This window comes from Streptomyces sp. NPDC059452 (assembly GCF_042750035.1).
GTDB lineage: Bacteria > Actinomycetota > Actinomycetes > Streptomycetales > Streptomycetaceae > Streptomyces.
In genome coordinates, this window is record NZ_JBHYVE010000007.1 from 72,951 (window position 1) to 87,351 (window position 14,401).

The window sequence follows — 14,401 nt, forward strand, 5'->3', positions numbered from 1 at the left end:
GGGAAGGGATCTCCATGACCACTGAGGTCAATCCGGCGGTCGCAGCCGCCGTCGTCGTGCAGGACGGGCGGGTGCTGCTCGTGCGACGGCGCGTGTCGGAGGGCGCGCTTTCGTGGCAGTTCCCGGCAGGGAAGATCGAATCCGCCGAGAGTGCGGGGGAGGCGGCGGCGCGCGAGGCCCGGGAGGAGACTGGGCTGCTGGTGACTCCCCAGATCGTTATCGGGCAACGGGTTCACCCCATGACCGGATGGGAGATCCACTACATCGCGTGTAGACGCTCTGGCGGCGAAGCGGGCATCGCGAGTCCGGACGAAGTAGCCGATCTGGCTTGGGTCGCGCACGGCGAGATCCCGCACTACGTGCCCTACGGACTGTTCAAGCCGGTACGGGACTATCTCGATGAGGCTCTACTCTCGTGATCCGGGCCAAGCCGGACACCGCCCCTTCGGCGTTCATCCAGCTCGGGAACGTAAGGCTCTCTGAGGCCAGCGCATTCCGTGCCGGCACCCAAGGGGCTCAGGCGTGTCGAGCCTGGTGATCAAGTCATGGGCACGGGAGCGTGCTTCTGGTGCGAGGCCGTCGAGAACGTCGCAGGCGCAGGGGGTATCGGGTCGGGCGGCGAGATCCTCGACAGCGGCCCAGTTCTCGGCGATGAGGTGCAAGGCTTGTCTTGATCGCTGGATAGCTTCCCGCCCCACCCGTGTGCTCCACGTCCGTAGTACTGCGAGGAGTTCAGCGCGTACGGCGCTGCTGGTCCGTGAGGGCGGGTCGGTAGGGGGCTGACTGAGGTGCCGGGCCACGGCTGGTGGTCCGTCGGTTCAGGTCGGCGATACGGTGCAACCGCCAGGTGAGAACCTCGCTGACGCTCATGGCGGTGTCCAGGTCTCGCCTTTCGGCGGCTTGGGTGAGGAGGGCGGCGGGGTCGAGGCCGACGCTGCTGGCCTGGGCGAGTGTGGCTGCCAGGGCGGGCCAGCCGGTCTCGGTGAGGATCTTCTCGGCCTGCTCGGGGAGGGCTCGGCGCACGGCGGCCGCTTGTTGGTGGTGAAGCCATTCGGGCAGTTGGGTTCCTTGCTGGTGGATCATGGCCAGCGGCCCGGCTGCAGCGGCCTGGTAAGCGGTGCGGAGGTGCTCGGCGGCATGTGATGCGGCCTCGGCCTGTTGGGTGTGGCCGCGAGTACGGTGCCAGTGCTGCGCGGCCACGGCGGCCAGGAGGACGGCGTCGAGAAGGACTGCGAGGAGGACTCCGTCCTTCGGGGCGGGTTCACGGAGGATCGATTTCACCGCTCGGCGGGTGGTGTGGGCCTGTCGGTGCTCTGCGCGGATTCGGGAGCGACTTGCCCGCTCGAACGCGGTTGCTGCTTGCAGGAGATCGGGCCGCAGGCTCGCGGGCGCGGTGAGGGGCAGGACGTCGAGGGCTTCGGCGAGGACGGTGATGTGGGCCTGCCCGGCTTCGGTGCCACCGTTGCTGAGGTGGTCGGGTGTCCGATCGATGGCGACGGTGAGGCGCCGCCAAGCTGTGGAGCCAGTGGGTTCCCTCGGTGTCGTCTCTGTGGCCGTGAGGCGTTCGGCGATCCTGGGATAGGAGAGGTCCGGGGCGAGGGTGGAGCCGGAGAACCACACCGGTTGGCCTTGGGCGTTTGTGTCGCCGTCGAGGGCGAGCTTGTACCCGCGGACGTCCCCGGACGGGAAGTACTGGACGTCGATGAGGGCTCCGGCACCTTCGACGAGCCGGAAGAACTCCTCGGTGTCCGTCGCAGCGGAGAGCGCCGTGCGGGCGACGGTACGAAGGTGCTCACGTGAGGTTCGGGTTTTCCCCGTGCGGCGAGCTTTCTCCTGCTCGGCGCGGGTGGGGCGCTTGGCGGCGGTGCGGTCGCCCCGTTGGACCTGTCGGAGCCCGTACTCCTTCTCGATCGCTTCGAGTTCCCTATCGGCGCGCAGGAAGTCGTTCCAGTTGCGGGGCGGACGGAGGTCACCTCGTACCTTGGTGGCGACGATGTGGATGTGGTCGTCGGCGTGGCGGACGGCGACCCAGCGGCAGGCGTCGGGATCACCGGCGGGTGCGATGCCGGTGGCGTCGAGGACGCGGCGGGCGATGGTTGCCCACTCGTCGTCGGACAGGTGGCGGTCCTCGGGGGCGGCGCGGATCGAGCAGTGCCAGACGTGGTTCTCCGGCGCCTTGTGGTCGGCCTGCTTGACCCTCAGGTCGAGGACGGTGGCGAGCTGGGCGAGTGTCGCGTCCGGGTCGCGGCCGGGGTCGGGGGCGAGACCGTCGAACGAGGCCACGAGGTGGGGGTCGGTGTGCTCGTTGGCGCGGCCGGGACCGTAGAGGTAGTTCAGGACGCCCCGGGTCTTGTGCCCCGGCTTGACGATGTTCGCGATCAACTAGGCCGCCTGGTGCTTTGTGGCTGCCGCGTCGGCGGCGATGTCGACCGCGGTGGCCGCCCGCTTGACCGTGACCAGGACCCGTCCGGCCTCGGCGAGCACGGCAGGGTCCACCGGGTGGGGATCGCCACCGGAGTTGAGGCGGTGGGCAATCTGGTTCACGTTCGTGCCGATCTTGGCGACCTGCGCGCGCAAAGCGGCGAGCTCGTCGATCAGGTCATCGGTTGCGGTCCGATTGCCAGGCAGGACGAAGTCGTTGTCCAGGTGAGCCATGACGATCGCACCGACCAGGTGCGCACCGGCCAGACCTAGGCGACGGGCTTCGGCCAGAATCGCTACCTTCTCGTCGACGCTGTAGCGGACATCGACCCGCTCCTTACGCTGCGTGTCCTGGCGGGCGCGACGCTGGGCGACACGACGCAGCGCGGCCTCGTCGGCGGCACGCCCGCCTGCTGTCCCCGGTGCGCCCTCGCGCCGGGGGCCCGTCTCCGCCACCCCCGGGGCGGAGGCTTCTGCGTTGGACCGGCCCTTGGACGGTCCAACGCCATACCTTGCTCCGCCCGGGGCTGGGTGGGTGGTCATCTCTTCCTGAGGGGCGGCGAGTTCGTGTTGCGGATCGTTCATGTGCTGGCTCTCCGTCGGTTCCTTGGGTGAGTGTTCGCTGTGTGCGGATACGGCCCCCCTCGTGCTGGTCGGCACAGAGGGGGCAACCGGTGCGAGTGCTGGGTCAGACGGTGCTGGAGGGGGCCGCGGTGGGTTCCCTTTGCCACCGGGTGGTGGCGTTGACGTGGATGTCGAGAGGCTCGCCTTCGAAGCCTTCTTCCGCGCCTGGCTCGGGCCGACTGGCGCGCTCGGCTCGCAGTTGATCGCGCACGGTGCGGGCGCGCGTCTGGGCGATCCGCAGTTCGCTGCGCAGCCGCTTGGCGGTCAACTGGTCGTCGCTCCAGTCCGCGGTCAGGCGGCGGCCCTCAGCGAGCACTTCGGCGTCGGTGCGGTGGCGGTCGGTGGCCGACTCGGTGCTGGTGAGACGCGGACCGGTCGTCTCGTGTGGGGCGGCTTCGGTCGACTTCGCCATGGTGGTCGACCGGGGCGGTCGGGCAGTGACGGGTGACTCGTCGGCTCCGGTCGATCCCGTCGTGTCTGCCTCGTCGACCTTCTCGGAGGTCGACCCGGACGGCTCCTCGGGAACTGGTTCAGCTCGGTCGGCCACCGACGGTGCGGCCTGCTCACCGGCGCGCTGGCCAGCGGATACCTCTCGTTGCGGGCTGACCGACTGGGCCGAGTCGGCCACATCGTGCTTGTGGTGCAGCACCTTTGCCACGAGGTCCGAGCCGAAGTAGATCGACCCGACTGGGAGCGACGTGGCCAGCAGTACGAGGGCCCAGTTCGCAGGCTCCCAGCTGGTGAGTCCACCCAGCCGGGTCGACTCGGTGTGCAGGGTCGGTATGAGCCCGTGGACGTAGTTCAGCAGGAGGCTGGCGATCGTATAGGTCGCCAGTACACGTAGCGCGAACTCTCGGTCGGGGCCGGTCAGCACGAGCGTGGCGATGAGCGCTAGGGCCATGAGCCCGTCGACCACAATCGGGTAGAGCAGTGCGGCGGTGGCATCGGCGCCGATGGCGCGGGCCACGTCGGACAGCGCGTTCCACGAAACCCGGAAGGCCATGAGAACGACGGCAATCAGGCCGAGGACGAGGGTGGCGCGTGCGCCCGCCCGGCGTCCACTTCCAAGATCGGCAGCGGGTCGACGCTGATGCGAATCAGTTCGGCTGAGCAGGGCGGTGATGCGTGCAAGCAAGCGGGGGTGCTCCAGGTGGGCTTGAGGCGGCGGCCTTGGTGCGGGGGAGGGCAGGGCGTGGCCGCCGTGAGGTGCGGGGACTCGTACCACTCGTCGCGTGCCTGGTCAGCACAGGTACGAGTGGCGTGGCGATATCGAGACGACTCGTTGCGAGGCGTTCACTCGTCCCCGCGCTGACCTGCGCGGGGACGAGTGATGCGAGTGGAGTCGAGTCAGGCTGCGGTGCTGGGCGCCGGTCCGCCGCCTGAAGAGGCGAGCGCGTCTGTCGCCTTCGGCTCGGGGCAGTAGCGCGCCCAGGTGTCGAGGAATTGGTTGCGCGCGAAGCCCTTGGCCTGGGTGCCCTCCGGGAAGCGGCGGTTGGCCGAGCCGATGCCGTACGGCTTGAGCAGCAGCTGCAGGCCGCGCGGGGTCAGGCCGTTTGCGCCGTACTCCGCCCACGGTGCTTCCCTGTCTGCGTTCAGGGATTCCAGCAGGTGCTTCGTGCTGAGCACGGCAGGGTCGCCGACGGCGGCGAAGGCGCGGCGGATGCCGACCAGGAGGCGGGTGCGAAGACCGCCTTCCTCGTCCTGGCCGGCCTCGTAGTCGGTCATGGTGCGGCAGGCGGTGCGGGCCAGCGCGGGCCAGTCACCTCCGGCGAGATCGGCGACGATGACCAGCGGTTCCCAGGTGTCCGCCGCGCGGTCCTCGACCGGCATCGGTGGCTCCATCTCCATGGCCAGTTCATAGAGCGGCTGGAGCCAGGCGCGGAGGCGATCGCGGATCGCGTTCAGGGCGGGTGTGTCCCGGCCGGTGCGGAAGGACGCCACCTTCTCGCCCGCTGCTCGGCGGCGCATTCGGATGACCACCGCACGATCCATGATCGTGTCCGGCAGATCGCCGATCCCAGCCAGGGCCGCCATGGCGAAGGTGGGGAACTCCTGCACCTGGTGCTCGGGGCCGGACACTCGCAGTGTCGGCCGGCCGCGCTGGTGTCCGGCGTTGATGAGACCGCGGACCTCCTCGTTCTTCTCCGCGGCCTTGGTGGTGCTGAACATGGTGTCGGCCTCATCGACCAAGAGCGTCGGCGGGTCGTCCCCGTCGATTGACCGGAAGATCGCCGCCGCGGTGGCGTTGACCGTGATCAGCCGGTTGTGCACGGTCTCGGTGACCACGTCCAGCAGGCGGGACTTACCGCATCGCTTCTCCGGCGCGACGATGGCCAGGCGCGGCGCGTGCTGCCATGCACGCTGAAGGTGCGTCGCCGCGACCCACAAGGTCACCGCCGTGACGGCTTCCTCGCTCGGCATCGCCACGTACCGCTTCAGCTGCGCCCGCAGGTCGTCCAGGATCTGTGCTCCCTCGGATAGCGGCGTAGGCGAGGCGGTGTCGTCGGGGTCCTCGTCTGTTGGAGGCGCCGCAGCGCCGGACGGTTGGCCGGGGACGGCGACTGGGGGCCACGACGTGCCGGAGTCGTCCGGGAGTGGTGGCGTATTCGGCTGGGCATCGGTCATACTGGGCATCAGCTCCTCTGCTTGCGGGCCATATGGGACGGCAATCCCGGGCTCCGCAGGTTGATCGCTAGGGATGGCGGTTGAGAGGTTTGCGCTTGAGCCCCCGGCCTCGCCGGGGGCTTCTTTCATGTGACGTGTAGGCGTGCGGACTCCTGAGGTCAGCGGGGTGGGATGCCACCACTATGCCACACGAATTGCAGATCGCAGAAGTGTTTTGCATCTCGCAGTGTCATGCTACTGTTTAGCTGTGCTGCAAACTGCAGTGCAATGCTACGAACCGAAGGAGGTGGCGGTGGCGGAGGAAGAGCCGTCCGAGGGCGTTCTGCTCAGCGGTGAGGCGAACGTCGCAACCCGCATCAGGGTGGAGCGCGAGGCGCGCGGCTGGAGTACCAATGCCCTGTCCGACCGGCTCAACGAGGCCGGCTTCGACATGAACCCATCCGCGGTCTGGCGGATCGAAAATGGCAAGCGCCGCATCAACCTCGACGACGCCATCGGCTTCGCCGAGGTCTTCGGCATTGACCTGCGCAACCTCGTCGGGCCACCTCAGCTGGCGGCCAAGGCCCGAGCTATGGAGCTCATCGACGAGGTCTTGGACGCTTTCCGCTCGACGCAGAGAGCCAACATGGCCTTCACCGAGGCGCGCGACGCTCTCGACGCCTACCTCGCCGAGCACCCTGACATCCGCGAGGAGGCCGACCTCATGGTCCAGTCCGCCATCGCGGAAGAGGCCAACAAGACCATGCTGAAGATGCACGGCCCTCCGCTCGGCGAGCGCGGCGACACCAGCCCCGCCGCCGACGCATAGCCGCCAGTTCCCACTCCCGTCCTGGGCTCGCAGACCCCCAGCACGGGCATATCTCACCCACATCCCTAGCGATCGACCGGCGAGTCGGCGTTGCCGCGCCCCAGACCCGCCAGAAGAGGACCCACCCCTTGCGTCAACCCGCGATAACCCCTGCCTCCGAACCGACGCCGCCCGCCGAGGCCGGCCTGCCGCGCCTCTACGTCCCCGAGGAGGTCGCCGCCGTACTCGGCTGCTCCGCTTGGTGGGTCAAGGACCGCGCTCGCCGTCGGCTCATCCCGTTCACCCGCGTCGGCCGTGCTTACCGCTTCTCGGACGAGCACCTCGCGGAGATCATCCGCATGCACGAAGAGCGCCCAGCCGTGAATGCGCAGCGCCCTGGCGTCGCTGCTGCGCCGATGCGCAAGCCTCCCACTCGGCACCGTCCTGATGCGGCTGTGCCCACAGTCCGGCTCCAGGCCCGGCCGCCGCGCTGGATGGCCAAATCCCAGTACGGAACCGCTGCTTAACGCAACCCACACGCCAGAAGGGAGGGAAATCTGTGGGGTACGCAGAGAAGCGCAGCGGCTACTGGCGTGGCCGTTACAAGATCGAGGACGGCAAGTACGGCACCGTCGCCGATTCCATGGGCGCCGTGGTCAAGTTCGCCACCAAGCGCGAGGCCAAGCAGGCCGCAGACGCCGAAGAGGTGACCGTTCGCCGTGGCCTGTGGCGCGATCCGGGCCTCGGCCAAGAGACCTTCGGCGAGTACGCGAGCCGCTGGTACGCCGCCCAGGACCTGGCCGCCTCGACGATGCAGAACTACAAGCGCCACATCGAGGAGCATCTGCTCCCCGACTTCGAGGACAAGGCGCTCGCCAGCATCCTGCGCACGGACGTCGAGCGGTGGGAGAAGAAGGAGCGGGCGGTGTACGCGGCCTCCAGCGTCAAGACATGGCGCGCGACGCTCCACCTGATCTTCGAGGACGCGATCGACGAGGGACTGATCACGTCGAACCCGGCGGCCAGGCGGCGCGGACGGGGCAAGCGCGCCGGCCGCTCCCGTGACCGAGGCCCGGAGAAGATCGTCACTGACGCGCTCGGCATCCTGCTCACCGCTGAGCGCGCGGCCTTGCTGTCCGGCCGGGACGACGAGTTCGTCGCCGTGGTCCTCAAGGGCTACACCGGAAAGCGCTGGGGCGAAATTGTCGGCCTGGAAACGGAGTTCGTCCGACCCGGCGTGTTCCGTGTCGAGTGGCAGTTGTACGAACTGGACACCGGCGAGCTTGTCCGCTGCCCGCCCAAGGACGACAGCTACCGCGACATCGACTCGACGGACTGGCTGTCGGCCCTGGTCTTCAACCACATCGCCCGTACGAAGCCGGCGCCGTGTCCCTGCCACGGGAGGATGTACGTTTTCCGGGGCCAAGGGGCAGCGCGTACCGGCGGGCACCAGGGCGCGAAGCTGGTCGACGTCGCGCGGCTGGCGGGCGTCTCCATGGGGACGGTTTCCAACGTCCTCAACCGACCCCACCGGGTCGCCGAGGCCACCCGGGTGCGGGTCGAGAAGGCCATTGCCGACCTCGGATTCGTACGGGGCGGCACGGTGTCGCAGCACGCGGCCCACTGGCGCAGGAACGGCTTCGCGACATGGCTGTTCACCCCGGCGGCCTCGGGCTGGTACCCGAAGAAGGCACCGCAGAAGGCTCGCCCCGTGCCCATACTGGGCGAGCGGTGGCCCGGCGTCCCCGCACGGGGGCGGGGCGCCACCGATCGCGCTGATGCCTGCTGGCTCCCGATCGCCAAGGGCCTCACACCCCACGGCCTTCGCCACACCCATCGGACGATGATGGAGGACCTGGGCACCGAGAAGGTGCTCATGGACGAGCGCATGGGCCACCTCGACGGTTCGGTCTCCGCGCGCTACGCCCACGTCACCCCCGGCATGCGAGAACGCCTCAAGCTCGGCCTGAGCCAGCAGTGGGAGGCAGCACTCGACGCCCGTCTGGCCCTGTGCCCGACGTCACCGGTGCGCGTCCTCAACGACCTTCTGCGCGCACGCGCGGCCGGACTCCGGTAGCCCCACCCGGTGCCCCACAACACTGTTGTGGGGCACCGCTGTTTTTCTCGCACGAGGGCGGGCGGCGCCGACTGGTGCGCAAGCGCCGGCTGCCGCCCAGCCAGCACCGGAGCCTCCGCGGCGGACGGCCGGTTAGTTCTCAGTACTGCGCTGATCTGCCCCGAGCATTCGGATGTGGCGCCACACATGCTCGTAGCTGCGGTGCACCGCGCGCATCCAGGAGGGAACAGAGTGCCAGTCGGCGGCCACCTCGCGCTCGCCCCAGGCTACTTGCATGATCTGGCGATCACCGGCGAAGTCCTCGACGAGATCGCGGCGCAGGAAGAGTAGGTGGCCGCGCCAGGGCTTGTCCGCGCGGAAGACTGCCGAGGCTCGTCGGCCATCCAGGCCCACGAGGTCCACACTGCCCGGCAGTTGGCGCAGACCGAACCTGGTAGCGAACTCGAACGACGGCACGTCGTAGCCCCCGCCGAGCCCGATCTCCGAAGTGCTGTCGGGGGAGAATTGCACGGCGACCTGGCCAAACCCGATGCCGTCGTCCTGCCAGTCGCCACGCAGCGCTCGGTGCGGGAAGGCACCCGAGGCATCGTCATCGAACGTCAGATCGAACCGGGGGCTCCAAGGCATCTCAGCGGCCAGCACGTCGCGGACCATCGGCAGCGGAGGGAAGAAATGGTTTCCCGGATACTGTCGCTCGCTGGCGAGCTGCCGAGCTGGTTCCACGTTCTCTGGCTTCAGCAGGAGGGTGCGGAAGAACCCGAACACCGTCCGCCCGTCGTGGCGGTGGTCCAGATATCCCTCGACCAGAAGCCAGCCGTCGTCTACTCCGTGGATCTCCTCGGGTGACCACAGATGGTCCGGGACGGCCACTGTCCCCGAGGTGAGCCAGGTCTGGTCGTCGGTGGGCTCGACGGGTGCCCACATCGGAAGGGGCATGGGTGCTACCGGGGGCCTGTCGGGAAAGGTTGGGTCGATGTCGGGCATCAAGCGTTCTGCGTCCCCGAGGGGCGCTGGTGCGCGGCCATCGTCCACGAGGCGGCCGACCATTTCGTGGTAGGCCATCCAGCCGTACTTCTTGCCGTACCGCTCCACCCTCCTTTTGGTGCCGTAAGGCCGCTCGGCGTCCGCGGCAATGGACTGGTCGACCATGCCGAATTCCTTCTCGCGCCAGCCCAGTTTCCAGACCCGAGCCATTACCTCGGCGCGGGCCCTGCGGTAGTCGGGGTGGTCAAAGTCGTAGTTGTCCCTGCCGTTGATGGCGGCCCCGATGATGTAGTTCTCGAAGTCGAAGCCGAATGTGCGGTCGCTCTCCTCGGCGTTGGGGTCGTCGTCCTCCATCACCTCAGCGGACGCCACGGCGGCGAACCTCGGCGCGAAGGCATCGACCCCCTCCGGGACGGCGGTGGGGTGGAGAGCGCCCGCGAATTCATAGATGGCCCGTACGTAGCCGCGCAGTTGCTCGTGCGAGGTAGGTATGTTCCCGCCGTCCAGGAAGCGGTCGCGCAGCTGCATCAGCCAGTCCCGCAGCGCGCGTTCCAGCGGCCCGCCCGGATCGGGCATTTGATGGGTGCAAGCGGCCCCGAACGCTGCAGCGACGATGCGTTCGACGACGTAAGGGTCGTCGACGTCGAGCATCTGGGTGGCGAGGTCGAACAGCCGCTTGGGTTCTGGCCGGCCGTAGCGCTGGAGGGCCTTCGTCGCCATGTCCCGCATGCTCGTGTCGGTGGAAGTCAGTAGCCAGGCGATGGCCAGCGCGTCCAGGTCGTCGCTCTCGGCGCGATTGCTGCTTCCAGACCACCTGTCGATCGCTCGTTCCAGGTCTGCCGTCAGCTGGCCTGGAGCCTGGCCTCGAGCCCATTCGGTCCAGCGCAGGTCACGTTCGGGAAGGGGCAGCTGGCGCAGGACCCGGTCGAGGAATACGGCATTCAGGCGGTGCGGGGCGGACCTGCGGATCTCCCACAGACGGCCGAACGCTGGCCGGCCCTTCCTCTTGCTGGGATGCGCGGTAACGAGCGCGGTTGCGAGCGCGTCGACGGTCTCGTCGTCGAGGAATTCCGACTCGGTGGTGAGTTCCTGGGCGAGCACCAACGAACGGTGCTCATCCGGGGCGACGCGCCACAGGTGGTGCCGGGTGAAGCGGCGTGGCAGCAGTGAGATGAGACTGATGAGGATGTCCTCGCCGAGGGGGTGCGCTTGGTCGCCCAGGAGGGACTGCCAGAGAGCCGCCTCCGCGAGCTGCTCGTTGATGTCCGCGGGGGGAATACGCACCAGAACCGCGTCGGCGATCAAGTATCCAGCGAGGCGGTCAAAAACGAAGCCGCACTCAGTGTCGTCGGAACCCCTGATCTCCTCGCGGAAGATCACTCCCTCCTCTACGAGGCGCCGGAGCAGGCTTTCGTCCCAGTTCGGCTGGTCAACGTCGAGGATTCTTCGCGCTTCGTCAAACGGAATCCGACGGACACTGTGCGTCCACACGTGTCTCGCCAGAGCCGTGAGGCGGCGTTGGATTTGGTCGGCCGGCACCGGGATGCGGGCCGGATCCTGGGCCAGCCGCTCGACCACGCCCTCGCGGTACAACTCGAAGACACCGATGAGAGACTGAGGCAGCGCTTCCACGCCCACCGGCATTCGGCGGTCGTGGTTTGCGGCCTCGCAGTACATGCGGACGAAGAGCGGGTTGTGGAACTCTCCCATCGGTAGCCAGGCGTCGGCCGGGTTGATCAGGTAGTGACGGAAGTAGACGCGGAGGATGTCGTCGACTTCCGCGCGCTGCCACTCCAGTTCCAGGTGCACCGTGTCCTTCGGGAGGGCCCGGTCGGCGAGCGCCTCGCGGAGGGTGACGATCACCGCCACGTGAGGGTAGGCGCCCAGGGCAGGTGCCAATCCGGCGAGCAGTGTCCTCCACTCCGACGGCCGTTCGGCCTCGTTCAGGCCGTCGATGATCAACGGAATCCGGCAGCCGGCGCGGTTCCCGGCTGAGTTGAGAGCTTCCAGGAGGTCCTCGAAGTAGTCGACCTTCAGTCCGGGGATCCTTCGCGCGAGGTCGTCGAGGGTCCCGCCGACACGCAGGCTTCCGCCCTGGATGAAGACTCCTGCCGTGGGCTGGTCGTTCGGTGAGGTCATCTGCGCGGCAAGGTGCGTCTTGCCCTGTCCCGCGGCGGCGATGACGGCGAGGAGGGGGGCTTCGGTGTCCGCCCGTGTGTCGTCTAGCCACTGGACGATGTCGCGGATCTCCGCGCCGAGACCGGTAACCAGCAGCGCCTCGGGCAGGCGACGCTGCCTCAGTTTGAGCACCAGGCGTCGCAGCGTTCGGGGAGAGGTCGCGGGCGGCCGCTGTTCGGCAAGGCGCTCACGGACCTCCCCGGGCCGGAGACCCCTTCCGGCGTCAAGGACTTCCCGCAGGTCGTTGACGAACCGGTCCAGGTCGTCGGCAATCTCTACGGCGTCTTGGCGGAAGGAGTTGTCGAGGCCCTCGATGGCTGCGCGCAGTGCCTGAACCCGGGCGGCGATGTCGTCGGTGCGCTGTTGCAGCCACTCGAACGACGCCGGGCGCAGCAAGGCCCGGTCGATGCGATGCTCCACGTGGTGGGAGGTGTGCAGCCGTGGCGTCCACCGTGCCTCGACGGGTGCAACAGATCGTTTGTGGGCTTGCGCCAGTACGTCTGCGGTGAGAGCGAGTTCACCGAAGAAGGTGGAGCGGAGCTCGTCGTGACCTGCGAGTTGATCGTCGTAGTTCTCGGTGGACCAGAGTTTGACGCTGACCCCCTGCTGACCGAGTCCGTTGATCCATTCCTCGTCCCCCTTGGCGGGCCGCTCTGGAAGACACAGCACAAAGTCAGTCATCCCTACGACGTGCTCGATCGCCTTGGCGAGTGACTCCTTGATCTGCTTGCGCTGGTTTGCGCTGAGCTCGTTCTTGCTGTTGAGGATGAACCACTTGCACGACCAGCCCCAGACGCGGCCGGGGTTGCCGAGAGCACCGGCGTGGTCGACGTGCAGGTAGAACTCGACGCCGGGCTGGTTGCGGCGCTCCCGCATCGTGCCCAGCGCGCCGTAGCGGCGGGAGACGATGGCCCGTGTGAGCGCTTCGAAGTTCCGGTCGGCGGCGCCGGGCAGACGTTCCAGATCAGTCAGATCCACTGTCGCTCCGAGTGGTTGCATCCGACCGAGTGATCTTGTCCTCATCCCATTCGTGACGGGAGAAGATCTCGACTTTCGCGCCGTAGTGGAGAAGTGCCTTCAGAAATCCCTGTACATCGGACTCGTCCGTCCAGATCCGGACTGTCTCTCCGATGCGGGTGACGGTGTGGTCAAGGGCGAAGACGTCGACGTCGTACCGCCCCATGTCGTACGCCTTCATTTCGGTGAGTGCTTCGCCCAGTTCGCGAGGCATGCGCTCGCCAGGGCTCTGCCAGTCGTCGTCGGACCACGCGTCCTCGGCAAGAGCCTTCAGAGCCTCCATGCGCTCCTCCGCTGCCTTGGCACCGGTGACCGTCTGAAACCGGCCGATCAAGACCAGGTCCATCGAGTGCTCCGAGCCGTAGCCGTTCCAGATCCTCATCGTGCCTCCCTCAACGCCTGCACGGCTTCCATGATGGAGTCCCCGACTGACAATCCCGTGGGCGCATAGGCGTGAGGGCGCAGGACGCCGGTCGCGTCGACATGCATGTGCGCGTCGAGGGGGCACTCGCCTGGGACGGCCTCCGCCGTGGGCAGCGTGGCTTCGAGGCCAGTACGGGAGATCGCGAGCCGAACCCCGGCCCTGGCGGTCGCGGCCCATTCGACGAGGCGCTGAGCGTCGGCCGCGCCTATACCGGGAGTTGTCGCAGTTGGCTGCTCTGGCAGAAGCAGAAGTTCTGACGCGCCGACCTTGACGGCGAACTCGGCGAGGTCATCTAGTTCGCCGACCGTGTCGGCATTGATGACGGCGTTGATGCCGAACGGAGCGAGGGAGCCGAGCAACCCGGCCGCCTGGACCACGGCCGCGAACGGTCGACCGCGCAGCCGCTCGTAGGTGGCTCCGACCCCATCGACCGACAGCCGGACGAAGTGCACGACCCCGCGCAGGGATTCGACGAGTTCGGGCGTGAGCCGGTGCCCATGGGTCGTGAAGGTCACCGCCATAGACGTGGACCGGGCTATGTCCGAACACAGCTGGGCGAATCCTCGGTACGCGGTCGGTTCCCCTCCTCCGAAGCCGACCCCGAGGCACCCGGCAGCATCGAGTTCGACTGCCCACGCGACCACACGCTCCCTGCCAAGCGCGGCGGCGTGCTTGGGTGCGTAGCAGTAGGCGCAGCGGAGTTCGCAGGCGTTGGTCAGCGCGACGGACAGGTACCGCGGGGCACGGGAGAACTGCTCAGCGGAAACAGGCGCCTCGTCGAGCAGCACGTTCATCCCCGTGACACGGTCGAACAGGTGAACGCCAGCTGCGGACAGGCGGATTTTGCACGTCACCGACAGCATGATGCCACCGCATCCCGTCATGCCGGGAGGGACTGTGCAAGATGGTCGGTACCGTGCCCCCAGTGGGGCGGCGGGCACGTTGCGACTGAGCGCGGCACTATGAGGGTGCCGCCGACACCAGCGTCAAGGTGGAGCGGCTGTAGGAATGACGGCTGAGGTCCTTGATGCAGTCGGCCATGGAAACCGTGCCCTGCGCATACGCCCCGATAGATCCAACTGATCGGCCCGGCCGATTACAGGGGCCGCATTCGCGAATGCGCAGGTTCGAGTGCGCTCAGCCGCCGCACCTCAGCGGCCTCACCGGTTACCCCTTGGGAGAAGCAGACCAAGATCCTCTCCCAGATTTCTCCCAAACGATCTCCGGGAACGAGTCAGGGGCCCGACCCACTAAGCGGATCAGG

The 14,401-nt window shown here is 68.0% G+C and carries 11 protein-coding genes; 4 read left to right on the forward strand and 7 right to left on the reverse strand.

What is annotated here, in order from left to right:
- Window positions 1–14 precede the first annotated feature (14 nt).
- Window positions 15–419, forward strand: a complete 405-nt coding sequence (locus ACFW9Z_RS12365) for an NUDIX domain-containing protein (protein WP_161322225.1) — start codon at window positions 15–17, stop codon at window positions 417–419.
- Window positions 420–732: 313 nt separating this feature from the next.
- On the opposite strand, the gene ACFW9Z_RS12370 is transcribed toward ACFW9Z_RS12365, so the two are convergent.
- The 4 genes from ACFW9Z_RS12370 to ACFW9Z_RS12385 all read right to left on the reverse strand — a co-directional run bounded on the left by ACFW9Z_RS12370 (window position 733) and on the right by ACFW9Z_RS12385 (window position 5,670).
- Window positions 733–2,382 carry a relaxase/mobilization nuclease domain-containing protein gene (locus ACFW9Z_RS12370; RefSeq protein ID WP_384638438.1) on the reverse strand — a complete coding sequence of 550 codons (1,650 nt, stop codon included), beginning with the start codon at window positions 2,380–2,382 and terminating at the stop codon, window positions 733–735.
- A complete protein-coding gene (locus ACFW9Z_RS12375) occupies window positions 2,383–3,006 on the reverse strand; it encodes a MobC family plasmid mobilization relaxosome protein (RefSeq protein WP_384638441.1) in 624 nt (207 codons plus the stop codon). It abuts the gene before it with no gap.
- 103 nt (window positions 3,007–3,109) lie between these two features.
- The gene (locus ACFW9Z_RS12380) at window positions 3,110–4,048 is read right to left on the reverse strand and encodes a DUF2637 domain-containing protein (RefSeq protein WP_384638842.1); all 939 of its coding nucleotides are present in this window, start codon (window positions 4,046–4,048) and stop codon (window positions 3,110–3,112) included.
- Window positions 4,049–4,392: 344 nt separating this feature from the next.
- Window positions 4,393–5,670 carry a DUF3631 domain-containing protein gene (locus ACFW9Z_RS12385; RefSeq protein ID WP_384638444.1) on the reverse strand — a complete coding sequence of 426 codons (1,278 nt, stop codon included), beginning with the start codon at window positions 5,668–5,670 and terminating at the stop codon, window positions 4,393–4,395.
- 247 nt (window positions 5,671–5,917) lie between these two features.
- Here ACFW9Z_RS12385 and ACFW9Z_RS12390 point away from each other — a divergent pair, with 247 nt between their 5' ends.
- The 3 genes from ACFW9Z_RS12390 to ACFW9Z_RS12400 all read left to right on the forward strand — a co-directional run bounded on the left by ACFW9Z_RS12390 (window position 5,918) and on the right by ACFW9Z_RS12400 (window position 8,534).
- The gene (locus tag ACFW9Z_RS12390; protein ID WP_384638446.1) at window positions 5,918–6,478 is read left to right on the forward strand and encodes a helix-turn-helix domain-containing protein; all 561 of its coding nucleotides are present in this window, start codon (window positions 5,918–5,920) and stop codon (window positions 6,476–6,478) included.
- A gap of 128 nt (window positions 6,479–6,606) precedes the next feature.
- On the forward strand, window positions 6,607–6,984 hold the full coding sequence (locus tag ACFW9Z_RS12395) for a helix-turn-helix domain-containing protein (RefSeq protein ID WP_384638449.1): 378 nt from the start codon (window positions 6,607–6,609) through the stop codon (window positions 6,982–6,984).
- Between the two features lie 32 nt (window positions 6,985–7,016).
- Window positions 7,017–8,534, forward strand: a complete 1,518-nt coding sequence (locus ACFW9Z_RS12400) for a LacI family DNA-binding transcriptional regulator (RefSeq protein ID WP_384638452.1) — start codon at window positions 7,017–7,019, stop codon at window positions 8,532–8,534.
- Between the two features lie 132 nt (window positions 8,535–8,666).
- On the opposite strand, the gene ACFW9Z_RS12405 is transcribed toward ACFW9Z_RS12400, so the two are convergent.
- From ACFW9Z_RS12405 to ACFW9Z_RS12415, 3 genes are read right to left on the reverse strand one after another with little or no spacing between them, the layout of a single operon-like run.
- On the reverse strand, window positions 8,667–12,674 hold the full coding sequence (locus ACFW9Z_RS12405; protein ID WP_384638455.1) for an NACHT domain-containing protein: 4,008 nt from the start codon (window positions 12,672–12,674) through the stop codon (window positions 8,667–8,669).
- Window positions 12,661–13,095: a DUF6375 family protein gene (locus ACFW9Z_RS12410; protein WP_103509207.1), complete on the reverse strand. Its 435-nt coding sequence runs from the start codon at window positions 13,093–13,095 to the stop codon at window positions 12,661–12,663. The genes ACFW9Z_RS12405 and ACFW9Z_RS12410 overlap by 14 nt, the downstream gene beginning before the upstream one ends.
- Complete coding sequence (locus ACFW9Z_RS12415; protein ID WP_384638458.1) at window positions 13,092–14,000, reverse strand: radical SAM protein; 909 nt, start codon at window positions 13,998–14,000, stop codon at window positions 13,092–13,094. The genes ACFW9Z_RS12410 and ACFW9Z_RS12415 overlap by 4 nt, the downstream gene beginning before the upstream one ends.
- Between the last annotated feature and the right edge of the window lie 401 nt (window positions 14,001–14,401).

What these genes read in the sequence shown, in the direction of transcription:
- ACFW9Z_RS12365 (WP_161322225.1), top strand. Translation starts at nt 15, where the DNA reads ATGACCACTGAGGTCAATCCGGCGGTCGCAGCCGCCGTCGTCGTGCAG.
- ACFW9Z_RS12375 (WP_384638441.1), bottom strand. Translation starts at nt 3,006, where the DNA reads ATGAACGATCCGCAACACGAACTCGCCGCCCCTCAGGAAGAGATGACC.
- ACFW9Z_RS12380 (WP_384638842.1), bottom strand. Translation starts at nt 4,048, where the DNA reads ATGGCCTTCCGGGTTTCGTGGAACGCGCTGTCCGACGTGGCCCGCGCC.
- ACFW9Z_RS12385 (WP_384638444.1), bottom strand. Translation starts at nt 5,670, where the DNA reads ATGACCGATGCCCAGCCGAATACGCCACCACTCCCGGACGACTCCGGC.
- ACFW9Z_RS12410 (WP_103509207.1), bottom strand. Translation starts at nt 13,095, where the DNA reads ATGAGGATCTGGAACGGCTACGGCTCGGAGCACTCGATGGACCTGGTC.
- ACFW9Z_RS12415 (WP_384638458.1), bottom strand. Translation starts at nt 14,000, where the DNA reads ATGCTGTCGGTGACGTGCAAAATCCGCCTGTCCGCAGCTGGCGTTCAC.